17 protein-coding genes and 1 pseudogene are annotated in these 17,776 nt (G+C 34.5%); 17 read left to right on the top strand and 1 reads right to left on the bottom strand.

Going from position 1 to position 17,776, the window contains the following annotated elements; genetic code table 11:
- Positions 1–3: 3 nt before the first annotated feature.
- Positions 4–804, top strand: a complete 801-nt coding sequence (locus tag VQL36_RS18095) for an energy-coupling factor transporter transmembrane component T (RefSeq protein WP_349250645.1) — start codon at positions 4–6, stop codon at positions 802–804.
- 8 nt (positions 805–812) lie between these two features.
- On the opposite strand, the gene VQL36_RS18090 is transcribed toward VQL36_RS18095, so the two are convergent.
- Complete coding sequence (locus tag VQL36_RS18090; RefSeq protein WP_349250644.1) at positions 813–1,640, bottom strand: hypothetical protein; 828 nt, start codon at positions 1,638–1,640, stop codon at positions 813–815.
- Between the two features lie 162 nt (positions 1,641–1,802).
- Here VQL36_RS18090 and VQL36_RS18085 point away from each other — a divergent pair, with 162 nt between their 5' ends.
- The 16 genes and pseudogenes from VQL36_RS18085 to VQL36_RS18010 all read left to right on the top strand — a co-directional run bounded on the left by VQL36_RS18085 (position 1,803) and on the right by VQL36_RS18010 (position 17,602).
- On the top strand, positions 1,803–2,744 hold the full coding sequence (locus tag VQL36_RS18085) for a sugar-binding transcriptional regulator (RefSeq protein WP_349250643.1): 942 nt from the start codon (positions 1,803–1,805) through the stop codon (positions 2,742–2,744).
- A gap of 188 nt (positions 2,745–2,932) precedes the next feature.
- Complete coding sequence (locus VQL36_RS18080; RefSeq protein ID WP_349250642.1) at positions 2,933–4,237, top strand: pyrimidine-nucleoside phosphorylase; 1,305 nt, start codon at positions 2,933–2,935, stop codon at positions 4,235–4,237.
- Positions 4,238–4,279: 42 nt separating this feature from the next.
- Positions 4,280–4,951: a deoxyribose-phosphate aldolase gene (deoC, locus tag VQL36_RS18075; RefSeq protein WP_349250641.1), complete on the top strand. Its 672-nt coding sequence runs from the start codon at positions 4,280–4,282 to the stop codon at positions 4,949–4,951.
- 20 nt (positions 4,952–4,971) lie between these two features.
- The gene (locus VQL36_RS18070) at positions 4,972–5,145 is read left to right on the top strand and encodes a XapX domain-containing protein (protein WP_349250640.1); all 174 of its coding nucleotides are present in this window, start codon (positions 4,972–4,974) and stop codon (positions 5,143–5,145) included.
- A 62-nt stretch (positions 5,146–5,207) separates the two neighbouring features.
- On the top strand, positions 5,208–5,597 hold the full coding sequence (locus VQL36_RS18065; protein ID WP_349250639.1) for a hypothetical protein: 390 nt from the start codon (positions 5,208–5,210) through the stop codon (positions 5,595–5,597).
- 261 nt (positions 5,598–5,858) lie between these two features.
- Positions 5,859–6,779 (top strand): annotated as a pseudogene (locus VQL36_RS18060) (MBL fold metallo-hydrolase).
- Positions 6,780–6,844: 65 nt separating this feature from the next.
- Entirely contained in the window at positions 6,845–7,366 is a 522-nt protein-coding gene (locus VQL36_RS18055) for a TlpA disulfide reductase family protein (protein WP_349250638.1), read from the top strand.
- 350 nt (positions 7,367–7,716) lie between these two features.
- Positions 7,717–8,697 carry an ABC transporter ATP-binding protein gene (locus tag VQL36_RS18050; protein ID WP_349250637.1) on the top strand — a complete coding sequence of 327 codons (981 nt, stop codon included), beginning with the start codon at positions 7,717–7,719 and terminating at the stop codon, positions 8,695–8,697.
- On the top strand, positions 8,694–9,713 hold the full coding sequence (locus VQL36_RS18045; protein ID WP_349250636.1) for a dipeptide ABC transporter ATP-binding protein: 1,020 nt from the start codon (positions 8,694–8,696) through the stop codon (positions 9,711–9,713). The genes VQL36_RS18050 and VQL36_RS18045 overlap by 4 nt, the downstream gene beginning before the upstream one ends.
- Positions 9,714–9,872: 159 nt before the next feature.
- The gene (locus VQL36_RS18040; protein ID WP_349250635.1) at positions 9,873–11,543 is read left to right on the top strand and encodes a peptide-binding protein; all 1,671 of its coding nucleotides are present in this window, start codon (positions 9,873–9,875) and stop codon (positions 11,541–11,543) included.
- Between the two features lie 86 nt (positions 11,544–11,629).
- Positions 11,630–12,580: an ABC transporter permease gene (locus tag VQL36_RS18035; RefSeq protein ID WP_349250634.1), complete on the top strand. Its 951-nt coding sequence runs from the start codon at positions 11,630–11,632 to the stop codon at positions 12,578–12,580.
- A gap of 14 nt (positions 12,581–12,594) precedes the next feature.
- The gene (gene opp4C / locus VQL36_RS18030; protein WP_349250633.1) at positions 12,595–13,512 is read left to right on the top strand and encodes an oligopeptide ABC transporter permease; all 918 of its coding nucleotides are present in this window, start codon (positions 12,595–12,597) and stop codon (positions 13,510–13,512) included.
- 333 nt (positions 13,513–13,845) lie between these two features.
- A complete protein-coding gene (gene bioD, locus VQL36_RS18025) occupies positions 13,846–14,586 on the top strand; it encodes a dethiobiotin synthase (RefSeq protein ID WP_349250632.1) in 741 nt (246 codons plus the stop codon).
- Between the two features lie 42 nt (positions 14,587–14,628).
- Complete coding sequence (gene bioB / locus VQL36_RS18020) at positions 14,629–15,621, top strand: biotin synthase BioB (RefSeq protein ID WP_349250631.1); 993 nt, start codon at positions 14,629–14,631, stop codon at positions 15,619–15,621.
- Entirely contained in the window at positions 15,621–16,826 is a 1,206-nt protein-coding gene (gene bioF, locus VQL36_RS18015; RefSeq protein WP_349250630.1) for an 8-amino-7-oxononanoate synthase, read from the top strand. Before bioB ends, bioF begins: the two co-directional genes overlap by 1 nt.
- Before the next feature lie 56 nt (positions 16,827–16,882).
- Complete coding sequence (locus VQL36_RS18010; RefSeq protein WP_349250629.1) at positions 16,883–17,602, top strand: alpha/beta fold hydrolase; 720 nt, start codon at positions 16,883–16,885, stop codon at positions 17,600–17,602.
- The last annotated feature ends 174 nt before the right edge of the window (positions 17,603–17,776 follow it).

Genomic DNA, 17,776 nt, shown 5'->3' with positions numbered 1-17,776 from the left:
AAAATGCAGCTTGATTTTAAGTATAATGAAACTTGGCTTCATAAAATAAATCCTAGCTTTAAACTCATGACCATGGTTGTGCTATTTCTATCTGTGTTGTTTATTCACAATATTAATTTCATGTTGAACTATACGATTGTGACGTTGTTGTTGTTTTTATTCTTTTCTGGTCATCCCTTTAAACGATTATTGCTGATATTACTTCCCTTCCTATTCATATTTATCTCTACTGCTACATCTATGGTTTTTTTTGGTAAGGGAGATACAACATGGTTTAAATGGGGACTCGTTCATATTACTGAAGAGAGTTTTTTTAGAGGTATTCACCTTGGACTCCGAGCTTTAACATTTGCTAGTCTGGGTATTACTTTTGCTTTAACTACTCGTCCAGTATATCTATTTTATTCTTTAATGCAGCAAATGAAACTTCCACCCAAATATGCATACAGCTTTATGGCAGGTTTACGCCTTATTCCTATTATGTTTGAGGAATTTCAAACCATTCGTTATGCCATGAAGGTTCGTGGCGTGCAGCATAAACGTGGATTTAGAGGTTTCTATGAAAAACTTCGTGTTTATTCTATCCCTATGTTATCTCAAAGCATTCGGCGTGCACACCGAGTTGCGGTAGCCATGGAAGCAAAACGTTTTTCACAAGTAAAAAACCGTACGTTTTATTATAAAATTACTTTCTCAAAGTTAGACATTTTATTTTTACTTTATTTTATTGTTATGCTTTCCGCTGCATATTTCTTGAGTGTACAATTACCCTATTTTCCGATTACAGATGTGAGGTATGAGTAAGTACAAAATTAATTTTTCATACCTCTATTTCGAGTAAAGCTTTTTTCTGAATTTCCGGTGTGTAGTTGCCACATATGCCAGAATACATACGGGACAATTAATATGAAGTTAATTAGCCCCCAAGTATGTAACACATCTGAATTAAACCAAGAAGATGCATCCATTGTCATTGGGAATACGTCAAAAGTAGCTCGTAAAACTAGATGGGCAGCTAATGTATATATCCGTGCTGTGATGTACAATTCTGGACGTTTTTTTATAATAGGGTATATTTCAGCTGCTAATAAAATGGTTAGTGAACTTGCAAAATAAACTGGACTTTCTGCATAAACAAAACAGGCATTCCATGACGTATAAAGAAAGTTCCAAGAAGCCGTTGTATAAGCTATTAGATCACCATATTTTGCTTTAGTAATTTTCCAAAATTTTGGGGCAAATGGTATGGTAACACAAAGAAGTAATCCTGTTAAAGCATTAAAATTATTTCCCATCGTTGCATCTTTTAGAGTGGCTTCTAGGATATTAAGAAATAAAATAGCGTAGAAGAACCATAGAAAATTCTCAGATTTTAGAAAATTCCATATTCTTCCCTTCTTGTCTTCATAAACAGCGATACGAGAAAAACCTACGATAATGGTAGGTATTAAAACACTTAAGATTTTAGCCCATCTGAACCATCCCTCTACACCACCTATCCAAAGAGGAAAAGTAAACAACATAGCAATCCAGAAATACGCTGACAGTTTATAATGTCTTCGAAAAAAAGAGATGATAAACATTAGAATTCCAAAGTAGATTGGCATTGATATAACGTGCGGCCAAATTGCAATATTCATATACATTACCTCAATGTTTCATAATAATAAAAACTAAGTAGTTGTAGTATCTTTAAGTTCTTGTGGGTTTATTCATTTTAATGTAAAAACATGCAATGAAATTTATTTCATTTTTATGTTAAAATAAAAAAAGTGAAATTTGTTAGTAAATTGGGTGATGTGATGGATAAAGAAAAACTAATAAAAATGATTGAAGTTTCAAAATTATATTATTTATTTGATTATAATCAAAACGATATTGCGAAGAAATTAGGTATTTCTAGGCCTACAGTATCAAGGCTTCTCCAGCAAGCTAAACAAGAAGGTATTGTTGAAATAAAAATAAAAGACCCAACGGAAAATGTTGAAAGTTTGTCACAAAAAATTGAACAAAAGTTCAATCTTAAAAAAGCAATTGTGACTCACGTTCCGCAATATGAAGATGGGATTATTAAAACGTATTTAGGTGAAAAAACGGCGTCTTATTTGCACGAAATCGTTAAAGATGATGATATCGTTGGTGTGACATGGGGCACTACAATGCATCATGTGGCTGTTGAATTAAAGCAAAAAGCATTAAAAAATGTAAAGGTTGTCCAATTAAAGGGCAGTGTCAGCCACTCAGAAACGAACACTTATGCAAACGAAATTTTATATCTTTTTGGGAAGGCGCTTGAAACTTCTCCTATCCACTTGCCGTTACCAGCTATTGTAGATCATATCGTTGTAAAACAAGCAATGGAAGCAGATCGACATATTAATAAAATATTAGAGCTAGGTAAACAAGCCAATATAGCACTATATACAATTGGACCGATTAAGTCTGAGTCTTTATTATTTAAACTCGGTTACTTCACAGATGAAGACCTGGAAATGATATATTCTAAAGCAGTGGGGGATATTTGTTCTAAGTTTTTTGATAAGGATGGAGAGATTTGCAGTAAAGAATTAAACGCTAGAACACTAGGTATTGAGCTGGAGGAATTAAAAAAGAAAGAATATTCTATATTAGTTGCGGGTGGGGCTCAAAAAGTGGAAGGGATTTATGGAGCACTCAAAGGCGGCTTTACAAATGTTCTAGTTACAGATCAATTTACAGCTCAATTCCTGATTGATAAACATTAATCATAAACCATAACCTTACAGATGAATAGCTGTAAGGCTATTTTTGTTATTTATTTTTTAATAATAAATACATCTCTTTACAAATGTTCATTTATATATTTACAAAATTTCATATTCTGTTATAATTTTTTGCAGGAGAGGGCTGAACATCTAATTTATAGATAAACATAGGGAAGGAGAGTTAGGACATGAGAATGGTCGATTTAATTGCAAAGAAACGGGATGGACACGATTTAAATAAACAGGAAATTAATTTTATTATTGAAGGTTATACTTCTAAAGAAATTCCTGAATACCAGATGTCAGCATTCAGTATGGCGATATTTTTTCAAGGTATGACAAAGAACGAGAGAGTATATTTAACCGATGCCATGGTTAAATCAGGCGATGTGATTGATTTATCAGAAATAGATGGAATTAAAGTGGACAAACACAGTACGGGTGGAGTAGGAGATACGACCACACTAGTGCTTGCCCCTCTTGTTGCTGCAGTTGGTGTACCGGTTGCAAAGATGTCAGGTCGCGGTTTAGGACATACTGGAGGAACGATTGATAAACTTGAATCCGTACCTGGCTTTCACGTTGAATTAAATAGCGAAGAGTTTGTTAGACTAGTAAATGAAAATAAAATTGCTGTCATTGGTCAAAGTGCAAATTTAACACCAGCTGACAAAAGCTTATATGGTTTGCGTGATGTAACGGCGACGGTGGATTCCATCCCTTTAATAGCAAGCTCCATTATGAGTAAAAAAATTGCTGCGGGTGCAGATGCAATTGTGTTAGATGTTAAAACAGGTGATGGTGCCTTCATGAAAAATTTAGATGATGCTTCTGATTTAGCTGAAGCTATGGTTGATATCGGCAATGGTGTAGGTCGGAAAACAATGGCGATTATTTCAGATATGAGCCAACCGTTAGGTTTTGCAATTGGGAATGCATTAGAGGTGAAGGAAGCCATTGATACATTAGGAGGAAAAGGTCCGGCTGATTTACACGAGCTTTGTCTGACGTTGGGGAGTTATATGGTAGCGCTGGCTGGAAAAGCTAATGATATTAATGAAGCACGTAAAATGTTAGAAGATGTGATGGAATCAGGAAAAGCACTAGAAATCTTTAAAACATTTTTGTCTTCACAAGGTGGAGATGCTTCAGTGATAGATGATCCAACACAATTGCCTACTGCAAAATATAAAATTGATGTACTGGCAAAAAAAGCAGGATATATTTCAAAAATTACTGCAAGTCAAATCGGTACAGCAGCTATGTTGCTTGGAGCAGGCAGAAAAACAAAAGAATCTACAATTGACCTAGCAGTAGGACTAGTTTTAAAGAAAAAAATCGGTGATCATGTTGACAGCAATGAACCTTTAGTGACCATTCATTCTAACTCTGAAGATGTAAATGAAGTGATTAACCTAATACATGATGCTTATTCCATTGTAGATGAACAAGTGGAGGTACCAACTTTAATATATAAAGAGGTTGTCAATTGAATGGTAAAATAAATTTAAAATAATAGAAAAAGAGGGATGAAAATGAATAAAAAATTAGCAAAAATGATTGATCATACCGCTTTACACCCGACAACGACTAAATCACAAATCGAAAAGTTATGTCATGAAGCGAAAGAATACCAATTTGCTTCCGTTTGTGTAAATCCAACTTGGGTTGAAACGGCAAGTCAATTATTGAAAGATACGGGTGTTGATATTTGTACAGTAATAGGGTTTCCATTAGGAGCAAATACACCAAAAACAAAAGCATTCGAAACAACTAATGCCATTGATAATGGTGCTACAGAAGTAGATATGGTCATTAATATTGGAGCGCTAAAGGATAAAAATGATTCATTAGTAGAAGAGGACATTCGTGCTGTAGTTGAAGCAGCTAAAGGAAAAGCATTAACAAAAGTGATTATTGAAACATGTTTATTAACTGATGAAGAAAAAGAACGTGCTTGCCAACTATCTGTAAAAGCAGGTGCAGATTTTGTGAAAACTTCAACAGGGTTTTCAACAGGTGGGGCAACAGTAGAGGATATTTCGTTAATGAGAAAAACAGTTGGACCTGACGTAGGGGTTAAAGCTTCAGGTGGGGTTCGAAGCTTGCAAGATGCTGAAGCGATGATTAATGCGGGTGCAACTCGAATTGGAGCAAGCTCTGGGGTAGCAATTGTACAAGGTGAAATTTCAAATAGTTCATATTAATTTTGAAAAGGGTGACAATAATGAAAGAACTTATACTAAGTTTATTAGCAGGTATGATTATTGGAATTGTGTTTAAAGCCATAAAACTTCCATTGCCAGCACCACCTGTTTTAGCAGGGGTAGTTGGTGTTGCAGGAGTATATTTAGGTGGGGTAGTAGCTACACACATATTTAAGTTTTTTTCAGCGGCGTAGGAACCAAAATCCAAGTGACATAAGTATAGTGTTTAAATAAGACTGCCAATGGTGGTCTTATTTTGTATATACTTGAAGTAGGAGCTGGTTGTATGAAAAAATACTCTGTGCCATTTCCACATCTTTCGCCTGATGTGGAAGCACTTATATCATTATTAAAAACTTCTGAAGGTGGTAGAACAAGGGGAACTATGTCAGGATATAGACCTGCACATTTAGTTAATGAGCATTATTTAACAACTGGCGAGCATCAATACTATAGTGATGATAACATTTTAAATTTAGGTGAGGAGGTCTTAGGTACAATTACATTTATTTCTCCTGAGCATTATCCTAATTGTTTATGGGTGGGAAAGATTATTCCTTTTCAAGAAGGTAGAAGGGTTATTGGTTATGCAAAAATTATGAAAATTTATAATAATATATTGAAACGTCAAGAATACAAAAAATAGCTTTTTTTAGATTAGAACAAACAAAGTTTATATATATCTAAAAATATTGTATACATTTTATGTAGTTAAAATGAGATTTCTATAAGGAGAATTGTCATGTTGTCTTTTTACTTTATCATCTTACTAGTGGTTCTGATCGTTATCTTCTTTTTCTTATTTTATCCACCTTTTGGTAGAAAGCCGTCAAGAGTAGAAGTAAACAAATATACTGCATCAAAAAACTACAAAAACAAAAAGTTTCTAAATCCAACATCTACATCAATGAAAATGAGTGTAGAGGAGTCCATGTCTTTAATAAAAGATTATTTTTCAAAAAAAAAGAACCGTAAACCTTTAACTCCTTTACCTGTTGTAGCCGGCCCACTGATTAACAATTCAAAAGCTAAAGTCATTTAGTTTGGTCATTCTGCTGTTTTAATAGAAATTGAAGGAAAAACGTTGTTTTTAGATCCTATGTTAGGGAAAGCACCTACGCCATTCCCTGTGTTTGCAGGAAATCGTTACAGTGAAAAAATACCAATAGAAATACATAATTTCCCTTTTATTGATGCTGTTCTTTTATCACATGATCATTATGACCACTTAGATTATGGATCAATAAGAAAACTTAAGAATAAGGTAGGAATGTTTTATGTTCCACTTGGAGTTGGGAGTCATTTAGTACGCTGGGGAGTAGCTAAAGAAAAAATCCATGAAATGGATTGGTGGGAAGAAATACAATATGATAGTCTTACTTTTGCTTGTACACCATCTATTCACTTCTCTGGTAGAAGTTTAAATGATCGTAATAAATCTTTATGGTGTTCATGGGTTATAAGTGGAGAAACAACAAATTTATTTTTTAGTGGAGATAGCGGTTATGGACCTCATTTTGCTCAAATTGGTAAAAAGTATGGACCATTTGACCTGACTATGATGGAATGTGGACAATATGATAAACGATGGTCGGCTATTCATATGACACCAGAAGAAACAGTTCAGGCTCAAATAGATGTAAATGGGAAACTGTTAATTCCGATTCACTGGGCAGCCTTTACATTATCATTACATGAATGGACGGATCCAATTGAGCGGGTGACAAAAGAAGCCGAAAAGAGAAAAGTGAGAATTTCGACTCCAAAAATTGGAGAAGCCGTATACTTTCATTCTGATGAATATCCTAACTCTAAGTGGTGGATTTAAAAACAATTTCATATAATCCGATATATAAATAGTGGCATATATATTTTTATTAAAGGAGTTTATAGATGAATAAAATAAATAAAATGATTTCAATCCTTATTGTTTTTGTTGTTGTTGTTCTTTTAACTTATATAATAACGAATTCAATAATGAGCTCGGATGTAAATAGTCAAGTTGGTGGTCCTCAAATTGAACTACTAGATTTAAATGAATCTCCTTTTACGGTTCATTTTAATGAGAAGCCAACCGTTTTATTATTTTTCACATCATGGTGTCCGTATTGTAATGAAGATGCTCCAAAAATGGTAGAGCTTTATGAAAAGTACAAAGAAGAAGTTAACGTATATGGTATAAATCTAATCTATCAGGATGATATAGTAGATGTGAAGAAATATATAGAAGAGCATCAAATTCAGTATCCAATTCTTCTTGATAAAACAGGTGAGCATTATAAGAATTATGGTGATTTCGGATTTCCTGTTCTACATTTTATTGATCAAGAAGGAAACACCATTGATTCTATTATAGGTGCAACAGAGATTGAATTTATAGAGGAATCTTTTAAATTCTTAATCGAAAATTCATAGAAATTCACATCTGTATTATATTTAAGGAGAAGCTGAGAATGAAGGTGAGAAATATCTTCGCCTAGTTTCTCATTTTCTCCTTACATTTTTCAATTGCTTTTTCAATTGACTGTATTATGCCTCATTAATTAAATAATATTTTTATATTCTCAAAGGATTTTTAACAATTACATAGAATATGTATCATAATACCCTAATAATTTAGTAACCGTTCCATCATAATACTAAAGCGCTTACTTAACCAATCACATTTGAGTAAATTCATTACGTATTTAGAAGTTTAATTATCTGAATATTCGCAATATAAAAAACAAACATACTTTATTCTGTAGTGGGAAGGTGAGGTAATTATGTCCGCTTTGTTGGAAGTAAAAAATTTAAAAACACATTTTTTTAGAAAAAAACAAACAATTCCTGCTGTGGATGGTGTTGATCTAACCATCAAAAAAGGGGAGACAGTTGCATTAGTTGGTGAATCCGGTTCAGGAAAAAGTATAACATCCCTTTCAATTATGAGGCTTGTTCCAAGCCCTGGTGGGGAAATAGTAGACGGGCAAGTACTCTATAATGGTAAGGATCTAATTGGATTGTCAGAAAATGAAATGTTGGAAATTCGTGGGAATGAAATTTCAATGATATTTCAAGAGCCGATGACATCATTAAACCCCGTTTTAACCATTGGGCAACAAATAACAGAGGTATTAATTTATCATCAAAGGATGTCGAAAAAAAATGCAAAACAAAAGGCAATAGAGTTGCTGGAGATGGTTGGTTTTTCTCGGGCTTCAGAAATGATTAATGATTATCCTCATAGATTATCTGGTGGCATGAGGCAAAGAGTAATGATTGCAATGGCAATGAGTTGCAGTCCTAAGTTGTTAATAGCTGACGAACCAACAACAGCTCTGGATGTTACAATTCAAGCCCAAATATTAGAGATTATGAAACAATTAAGTAATAAATTTGGAACTTCAATTTTACTGATTACACATGACTTAGGTGTTGTCTCAGATATAGCAGATAGAGTCGTAGTCATGTATTGTGGTCAAGTTGTTGAAGAGGCATCAGTAGAAGATTTGTTTGAAGATCCTCTTCATCCATACTCAGAGGGACTTATTGAATCTGTGCCATCTATTGATGGAGAAATTTCTAGACTACAATCGATTGAAGGGAACGTTCCTCCTCCCGAAAATTTACCTCAAGGTTGTCGTTTTGCTCCTCGGTGCACAAAGGCATTTGATCGTTGCTTTCAAGAAATACCTGCTCTCTCAAAAAAAGTCTCTCGCTCTGTGCGCTGTTTTTTATATGAAGAAGAGGGGGAAAGAGAATGATTACACAAGCAGAAAAAAGACCAACAACTCAAGCTTCAGATACAACTACAATACTTGAAGTAAAAAATCTAAAAAAACATTTTCCAATTAAAAGTGGAATATTACAAAAAACAACAGGTCATATAAAAGCAGTAGATGGCATAAGTTTTTCTATTAAAAAGGGAGAAACAGTTGGTTTAGTAGGCGAGTCTGGGTGTGGGAAATCAACAGTTGGCCGGACAATTATCAGATTATATGAGCCTACAGATGGTCAAGTGATTTTTAAAAATCAAGATATCACGCATATGAAGGAAGCAGAATTGAGGCAAAATGCTCGTAAAAATATCCAAATGATTTTTCAAGATCCATTTGCATCATTAAATCCAAGGAAAACACTTCGTTCAATATTAAGAGAACCTTTAAACGTTCATCAAGAATTTCGTGGCAAAGAGCGAGATGGATATGTTCGTCAGTTATTAGAAAGAGTAGGCTTAAATGCATCCTTTATTAATCGTTATCCACATGAATTTTCGGGAGGACAACGTCAACGCATTGGTATTGCTCGTGCTTTGGCACTAAATCCGGATTTAATTATCGCTGATGAAGCAGTCTCAGCCCTTGATGTATCCATTCAGGCCCAAATTATTAATTTAATGGAAGACCTCCAACAAGAATTCTCATTAACCTATATATTTATTTCTCATGACTTAAGTGTCGTTAGGCATATAAGTGACAGAGTTGGTGTAATGTATTTAGGAAATTTAATGGAATTAGCCCCTAAGCAAGATTTATATACAGATCCGCTTCATCCTTATACACAAGCGTTACTTTCAGCAGTTCCAGTTCCAAGAAAGAAAGGAGCTGTGCAACGAGAACGTATCGTTTTACAAGGAGATTTACCAAGTCCAGCAAATCCACCGAGTGGTTGTGTATTCCATACGAGATGTCCCGCAGTAAAGGATAAATGCAAGGAAATAATCCCAAAATTTAAAAAAATAAAAAATGACCACTTTGTCTCTTGTCATCTGTATCAATGAGTGTTTATAGAGGAAGACAAAATTCACGGGTAAGTTATTCCCTAACATTTTGAATACCTCTTATAAATAAATTTAATTTTATAGAAAGGGGGATGAAAAGTAAAAAGGTCATGTTTATGAAGCTTTAATATTTAAATTAAATTAAGGGGGATTCATATCGTGAATTTTAAAAAAGCATCATGGCTTTTATTAAGCCTAACTTTAGTTTTTTCATTATTTTTATCGGCGTGTGGCAGTGAACCAACTACGGGGGATGATTCAGCAACAAGTGAGGAATCAGAAGCAACGACAGAAGGGCAAGCAAGTAGTGATTCCAAATATGGTGGAACATTGGTTATGGGATCAACGGGTGCCCCTACTTTATTTAATCCACTATATTCTACAGATACTTCCAGTACAGATATTGAAAGATTAATTTTTTCAGCACCTGTTAGTTCAGATACAAGCTTTGAAGTTGAATATGATTTAGCAAAAGATATTCAATCTTCGGAGGATGGATTAACGTTTACAGTTACTCTTCGAGACGATGTTACATTTCATGATGGTGAGCCTCTCACAGCCGATGACCTTATATTTACGTACAGCATCCCTTTAAGTGATGATTACGTTGGAGAACGCGGTTCTAATTTTGAAATGATAGACACGATTACAAAAATTGATGAATATACCGTTGAATTTAAGTTGAAACAAAAGGATGTAACGTTTTTACCTACGACGTTAACCTATTATGTTTTACCTGAACATATTTTAAAAGATGTGCCAATTGCTGATTTAGGTGAACATGAGTTTAATACGAAAAATCCAATTGGTTCTGGTCCTTTTAAATTTGAAGAATGGAAAGATGGAGAATATGTAAAAGTCGTTCGTAACGATGATTACTTCAATGGGAAACCTTATCTAGATGCGATTATTTACAAAATTGTGCCAGATGCAAATGTGTTGATAGCCCAATTACAAGCAGGAGACGTTGATTACTTCCCAAGTGTTCCTGGAAGTGATATTGCTACCGTTAAAGAATGGGCACCTGAATCAGGAGTGAAAATCGAATCAGGTCTTGCTTTATCTTATACGTATTTAGGTTATAACCAACAAAATGAGCTGTTTCAAGATAAAAAAGTCCGTCAAGCTCTAACGCATGCCATTGATCGTGAAGCCATTATTGAAGGAGTTTTGAATGGAGATGGCGAGGTAGCGAATGTTCCAGAAAGTCCGCTTTCATGGGCATATAATAATGAAGTTCCTGTATTTAAGTATGATGTAGATAAAGCAAAGAAATTATTAGAACAAGCTGGATGGAAAGATACTGATAATGATGGAATATTAGACAAAGACGGCAAAAAATTTGCTTTTGAGCTTAAAACAAATCAAGGAAATACAATCCGTGAAGATATCGTTGTAGTTCTACAACAACAATTTAAAGAAATTGGTATTGAAGCAACTCCAAATATTATGGAGTGGAGTGCATATATAGAAGCTATATCTGCACCAAACTGGGATTATGATGCCCTTGTTTTAGGATGGAGTTTATCTACTTTCCCAGATCAATATGATATTTTCCATTCAAGTCAAAGTGAAGAAGGACTTAACTTTGTATGGTATTCAAATCCAGAAGCTGATGCATTAATAGAGGAAGCTAGGCAGATTATTGATAGAAAAGAATATAAGAAAGCTTACGGTGAAATTTATAAAATTATTGCAGAAGACCAACCTTATACATTTTTATATTATCCTAATAAACATCAGGCCATTCCTGAAAATCTAAAAGGATATACATTCCACGGAAAGAATGATTTATACCATCCACATGAATGGTGGCTAAAAAAGGAGTAACTATGTAATTCAGAAGGGGTGGGTTTCCCCCTCCCTTCTTTTTATGATGATATTTATATGAAGTAACAAAAGAAGGGGGTTGAAAGATGACAACGTATATTATTCGTAGACTCGTAATGGCTGTTCCCTTGTTGTTAGGCATAACAATTATCTCCTTTGGAATCATACAGATGGCTCCAGGAGATCCTACAAGCTTATTGATGGACCCAAATATAAGCCCTGCTGATAGAGCAAAGTTTATGGAAAAGTACGGATTGAATGATCCTGTTTATATTCAATATTTTAAGTGGGTGGGAAATATGTTGCAAGGGGATTTTGGAACCTCATTATTGCAAAAAGGCACCCCAGTTACTGAGTTGATCACAAATAGACTACCCAATACCTTGTTGTTGATGCTCGTTTCTACGATTTTAGCATTTTTAATTTCTATTCCTTTTGGTATATATTCTGCTACTAGACCTTATTCAAAAACAGATTATAGTGTTTCAGTAATATCTTTTTTGGGACTAGCAACTCCCAACTTTTGGTTAGGTTTAATATTAATCATGTTTTTCTCGGTCAAACTTGGCTGGTTTCCTACCGGTGGTGTTTCTACTTTAGGTGCTTCATTTAATATATGGGATCGCATTCATCACTTAATATTACCTGCCTTTGTATTAGCATCTGCTGATATGGCTACATTAACACGTCATACACGATCAAGTATGCTTGATGTAACGAAACAAGATTATATGAGAACAGCTAGGGCAAAAGGTTTCAAGGAACGAACAGTGATTTACAAACATGGTCTTCGAAATGGATTGACACCAGTAATAACGATCTTCGGGATATTGCTTCCTACATTTATTGGTGGATCTGTAATTGTTGAAACTGTATTTTCATGGCCAGGTATTGGAAGGCTTTTCTTTGAATCTGCATATTCTAGGGATTATCCAGTTATTATGGGATTAACTGTATTGTCATCAGTGTTCGTTGTATTAGGAAACATTATTGCCGATATATTATATGCAGTCGCTGATCCGCGGGTTGAATATTAAAGGGGGGTATGAACATGTCACAAATCAATACAGTACCTGAAACTACAAAACAACAACTAATAAACCCCGATTTTAAACATAAACCAGATACCTTGTTGAAAATTATCTTGAGAAAATTTTTCAAAAATAAACTCGCAGTTTTTGGGGCTGTTATATTATGTCTGATCATTTCAGCATCTATATGTGCTCCATGGTTAACACCATACACGTTTGAAGAGCAGAACATTTTAAATAAGCTTCAACCTCCAAGTGGGGAACATTTATTAGGGACAGATAAGTTTGGAAGAGATTTATTAACGAGGATATTATATGGGGCAAGGATATCCTTATTCGTTGGTTTTGCATCTATTGCCGGTGCAATAACGATTGGAACCGTTGTAGGGGCAATTGCAGGTTATTTTGGAGGGTTAATTGACTCTATTTTAATGAGGTTTGTAGATACGCTTTATGCTATTCCTACTCTATTTTTATTAATAACGTTAGTCACTATCTTTCAACCAGGTGTGGATAAATTAATTCTTATTTTTATTTCGACAAGTTGGATGACCACGGCTCGTTTAGTACGAGCAGAGTTCCTATCATTAAGAACCCGAGAGTTTGTATTATCCGCTAAAACAATAGGAACAAAAAGTGGAACCATTATTTTTTCTCATATTTTACCTAATGCAATCGGACCAATTATTGTTGCTGCAACTATAGGTGTTGGTGCCATCATATTATCTGAAGCTGCACTTAGCTATTTAGGGTTAGGAATTCAACCACCAACTCCAAGCTGGGGTAATATGTTACAAGATGCTCAAAACTACACGATCATGTTAAAAGCATGGTGGTACCCGACATTCCCAGGACTAATGATATTAATTACGGTTTTATGCTTTAACTTTGTAGGTGATGGCTTGCGTGATGCCTTTGATCCAAAAGTGAATGAGTAAAAAAGTAAGTTTCTCGAATCTGGGAGTATGAGTTTCATAATTTAACTGAGAGAACAAATTTTAGGTAACCTTGATTTTATATATGGATGATTTAACTTAGTATATAGACAGTTGACACTGTGAGCGGTGTTAGCTGTCTTTTAAGGTAAAAAACATAATAATGATATATTCTTTTACAGCATATTGTTAATTGTGGTTGATTTTAGTATTACAAAAAGTAGGGTTGTTCACTTTTAAAGAATATAGTACAATCAATCTAGTTTGATTGTTAACTTGAAATTTAAAATCTAGGTTAACAATTTAATACATATTAAATTAAAAGGTGTATATAGGATGAAAAGTAAGGGTTTATTTATTACTGCAACGGATACAGGAGTGGGGAAAACGGAAGTTGCAGCAGCGCTAGCAGCTTTTATAAAGAACAAAAGAAAAATTGAAAATGTCCAATTATGGAAACCCGTGCAATCAGGAGTGGTAATGGGTGATCCAGAAGCAGACAGTTATCGATTATTAAATGGAAGTGGATTGAATCAAAAGGAAGAAGATATCGCAACCTATACATTTTCCCAACCTCTAGCACCATGGATCGCAGCAGAGAGAGAAGGCAAAAAGGTTGACTTTTTAAAGTTGGTAGAAGAGGGACGTAACCGCTTACATCATAGCGATTTTCTCATTACTGAAGGAGCAGGCGGACTCATTGTACCCATTACTCAAGATAAAACGATAGCTAATTTAGCAAGTGAATTAAACCTTCCAATGATTCTCGTGGCTAGAGCTGGCTTAGGTACAGTAAACCATACTTGTCTATCTATTTCCTATGCTCATAAGATGGGGCTTGAGGTCAAAGGAGTTATTTTAAATGGTTATCAAGATGAAACTGATCCTTCTCTTGAAGAGAATATCACAATGATTGAAAAGTTTGGAGGAGTTTCAGTCATAGGTAAACTACCGTGGATGAACTATCAAAATGAACAAAAAATGAATTGGCCATTAAGAAGGAAAAAATGGATTGAAATCATAGATAAACATTTGGATTTAAAATCTATTTTTGAATATATTCTTATTAATGAATAGGTTTAAAAAATATGTACACTCATTACAAGGGAGGAATTATAAATGATTACTACAAAACCAAATTGGAATGAATATGCTGAAAAAGCAATAAATGGTGAGTTGCTAACGTTAGAAGAAGGGTTATCTGTGTTAGAAGCGGATGATGATGAGTTATTATCCATTATGAACGCTGCATTCCAAGTCAGAAAACATTATTACGGGAAAAAAGTAAAGTTAAATTTAATTATAAATGCCAAAAGCGGACTATGCCCTGAAGATTGCGGTTATTGCTCTCAGTCCATTGTTTCTGATGCACCTATTGAAAAATATTCGTTGTTAGAAAAAGATACGTTAATAGATGGAGCTAAAAAAGCGCAAGAAATGAAAGTAGGTACATATTGTATTGTAGCTAGTGGAAGAGGTCCGTCAAATAAAGAGTTAGATGAAGTGATTGATGCTGTTAAAGAAATCAAAGATACTATGCCTATGAAAATTTGTGCTTGTTTAGGAATCTTATCTGATGAGCAAGCAGCACGTCTGAAAGATGCGGGTGTAGATCGCTATAATCATAACTTAAACACTAGTAAATCCAATTATGCCAACATTACCTCAACTCATACTTATGATGATCGTGTAGACACAGTTGAACAAGTGAAAAAATCTGGCATGTCTCCTTGTTCAGGTTGTATTGTTGGAATGGGAGAATCCAATCAGGAGATCGTTGAAACAGCTTATGCATTACGTGAATTAGATGCAGATTCTATTCCTGTAAACTTTTTAAATGCGATTAAAGGAACCCCTCTAGAAAACATGGATGAGTTAAATCCGCGAAAATGTTTGAAAGTACTAGCCTTGTTCCGTTTCATTAATCCGACAAAAGAAATTCGTGTTTCTGGTGGCCGTGAAGTGAATTTAAAATCATTACAGGCACTTGGTTTATATGCGGCAAACTCCATTTTTGTAGGGGATTATTTAACGACAGAAGGGCAAGAAGCTACAGCAGATCACAAAATGGTAGAAGATCTTGGATTTGAAATTGAGGAATGTGCTTTATAATGAGTTCTCATCAAAAATGGAATTGGATGCAAGAAGAATTAAAACAATTAGAACAAAAATCCCAACTAAGATCATTGCATGAAACAACAATATTGGAAAATGGATGGATCTTACGTGACGGTAAAAAAATGTTGAACTTAGCTTCAAACGACTATTTAGGTTTAAGTGAGAGGTTGAACAGATCCAATCTAACTGCATTAATAGAGGAAGAAGAGAGAATCTCTTCTTCTCTTCGTTTTGGTTCAACAGCATCCAGATTGATTGTTGGAAATGATCCTATTTATAGAGAGTTAGAAACGGAGTTTGCTTCTTTTAAGGGGACAGAGGATAGTTTAGTGTTCAGTAGTGGATATATGGCAAACATTGGAGTCATGTCAACGGTAGTTGGAAGAAAGGATGTAGTATTTAGCGATCGTTTAAATCATGCGAGTATTGTAGATGGGATTATTTTAAGCAGGGCGGAGCATAAACGTTTTAGACATAGAGATGTAGAGCATTTAGAACATCTGTTAAAAAAAGCAGATCCCAATCGGAAAAAACTGATTGTCACGGATTCCATTTTTAGCATGGATGGTAGTGTAGCGCCTTTAAAGCAGTTAGTTGAATTGAAAAATAAATACGGTGCTATGCTTATGGTGGATGAAGCACATAGCGGTGGTATTTATGGAGAGAAAGGTCAGGGATTAGTACATGCTTTAGGATTAACTGATGAAGTGGATATTTTAATGGGTACTTTTAGTAAAGCATACGGTTGTTACGGGGCATATATTGCAGGCGACTCCGTTCTAATACAATACTTAATGAACAAAGCAAGGAGTTTTATATTTACTACAGCATTGCCTCCTGTTAATATTGCTGCAATTCAGCGAAATTGGTCACGTATTCAGGCTGAGGGTTGGAGACAAAAATCGTTATTAGAAAAATCAGACTGGTTTAAACAACAACTTCAATCGAGAGGTTTTAATACAGGAGAAAGTGAATCGCAAATTATTCCACTAATTGTTGGAGATAACAAAAAAACGATGGAATTTAGTGCTCTTTTACAAGAAAAAGGAGTAGCTGCAGTAGCAGTGAGACCTCCGACGGTACCAGAGGGTACAGCAAGAATTCGTTTTACGATAATGAGTTTACATCAAGACTATGATTTGGAAAGGGCATTAGTGCTTATAGATGAGATTGGTGAATGTTTAAAGGTCAAAAAATAATGTAACCAAGTCATACAATTTATCTAACTTATTTTGTTAAGAAAGTGAGAAATGTTATGTCAAAAAAGTGTATGTGGATTTATGGTTGGGCAATGTCCACGCAAATTTGGTCTGAAGTAATTGAGAGCTTACCGGATTTTGAACATTATTTAGTTAATTTTAGTGAATGTAATGAAATTAACGATTTTTATAAAGTAATTGAAAACAAATTGAAGGCTTCTCCAGGTGAATGGACATTAATAGGTTGGTCATTAGGGGGCATGCTTGCATTAGAAACGATTTTTAATCAAAAGAAGAGAGAACAATTTGGCATAGATTCTATAGTCATCATTTCATCAACTTTAAAATTTGTGAGTCAGGACCGTTCAGAAGGATGGCCTCAAAGAATTGTTCAACGCATGAAAACCCAGCTGTTAGCTCAACCTGAAGAGACAATAAAACAATTTAAAAAGTTTGTTTTTCAATCCACAGATCATACGAAATTGAGAGGAGTTTTTACTCAAGCTGCAGAGACGGATTTTAATTTGAATGGTTTAGAAGCAGGGTTGAATTATTTAATGAAAACAGACCTTACATCAAGTTGGAACCATTTTTCTGAAGAGGAAAATACCATTCCTATTCTATGGATACATGGAGAAAATGATGAGGTGTGTCCATTGCCTAGCTCCCCATCTAGTATAACGAATGGTGAGAAAATCATAGTAGGAGAGGGACATGCTCCGTTTTTATTTGATAGAGAAAAATTTATCAACTTGACCAAGCAATTTTTGAATTAAGGACAATAATCGACAAGTTTCTACAGTTATATCAAATTTCCTATTTACAAATTGAATGACTTTAGTATACACTTATGTTAGTACAAAGTAACTATAGAACAACAATAACAATTGAAAAGGAGGAGTATTATGGCATTAAAAATTTGAAATCGATTTCAAATAATTTAATTTCTT

Source organism: Chengkuizengella sp. SCS-71B (assembly GCF_040100845.1).
Taxonomy (GTDB): domain Bacteria; phylum Bacillota; class Bacilli; order Paenibacillales; family KCTC-33759; genus Chengkuizengella.
The sequence above is the reverse complement of the archived record's forward strand: the minus strand, read 5'-3'. Positions and strand labels throughout refer to the sequence as shown.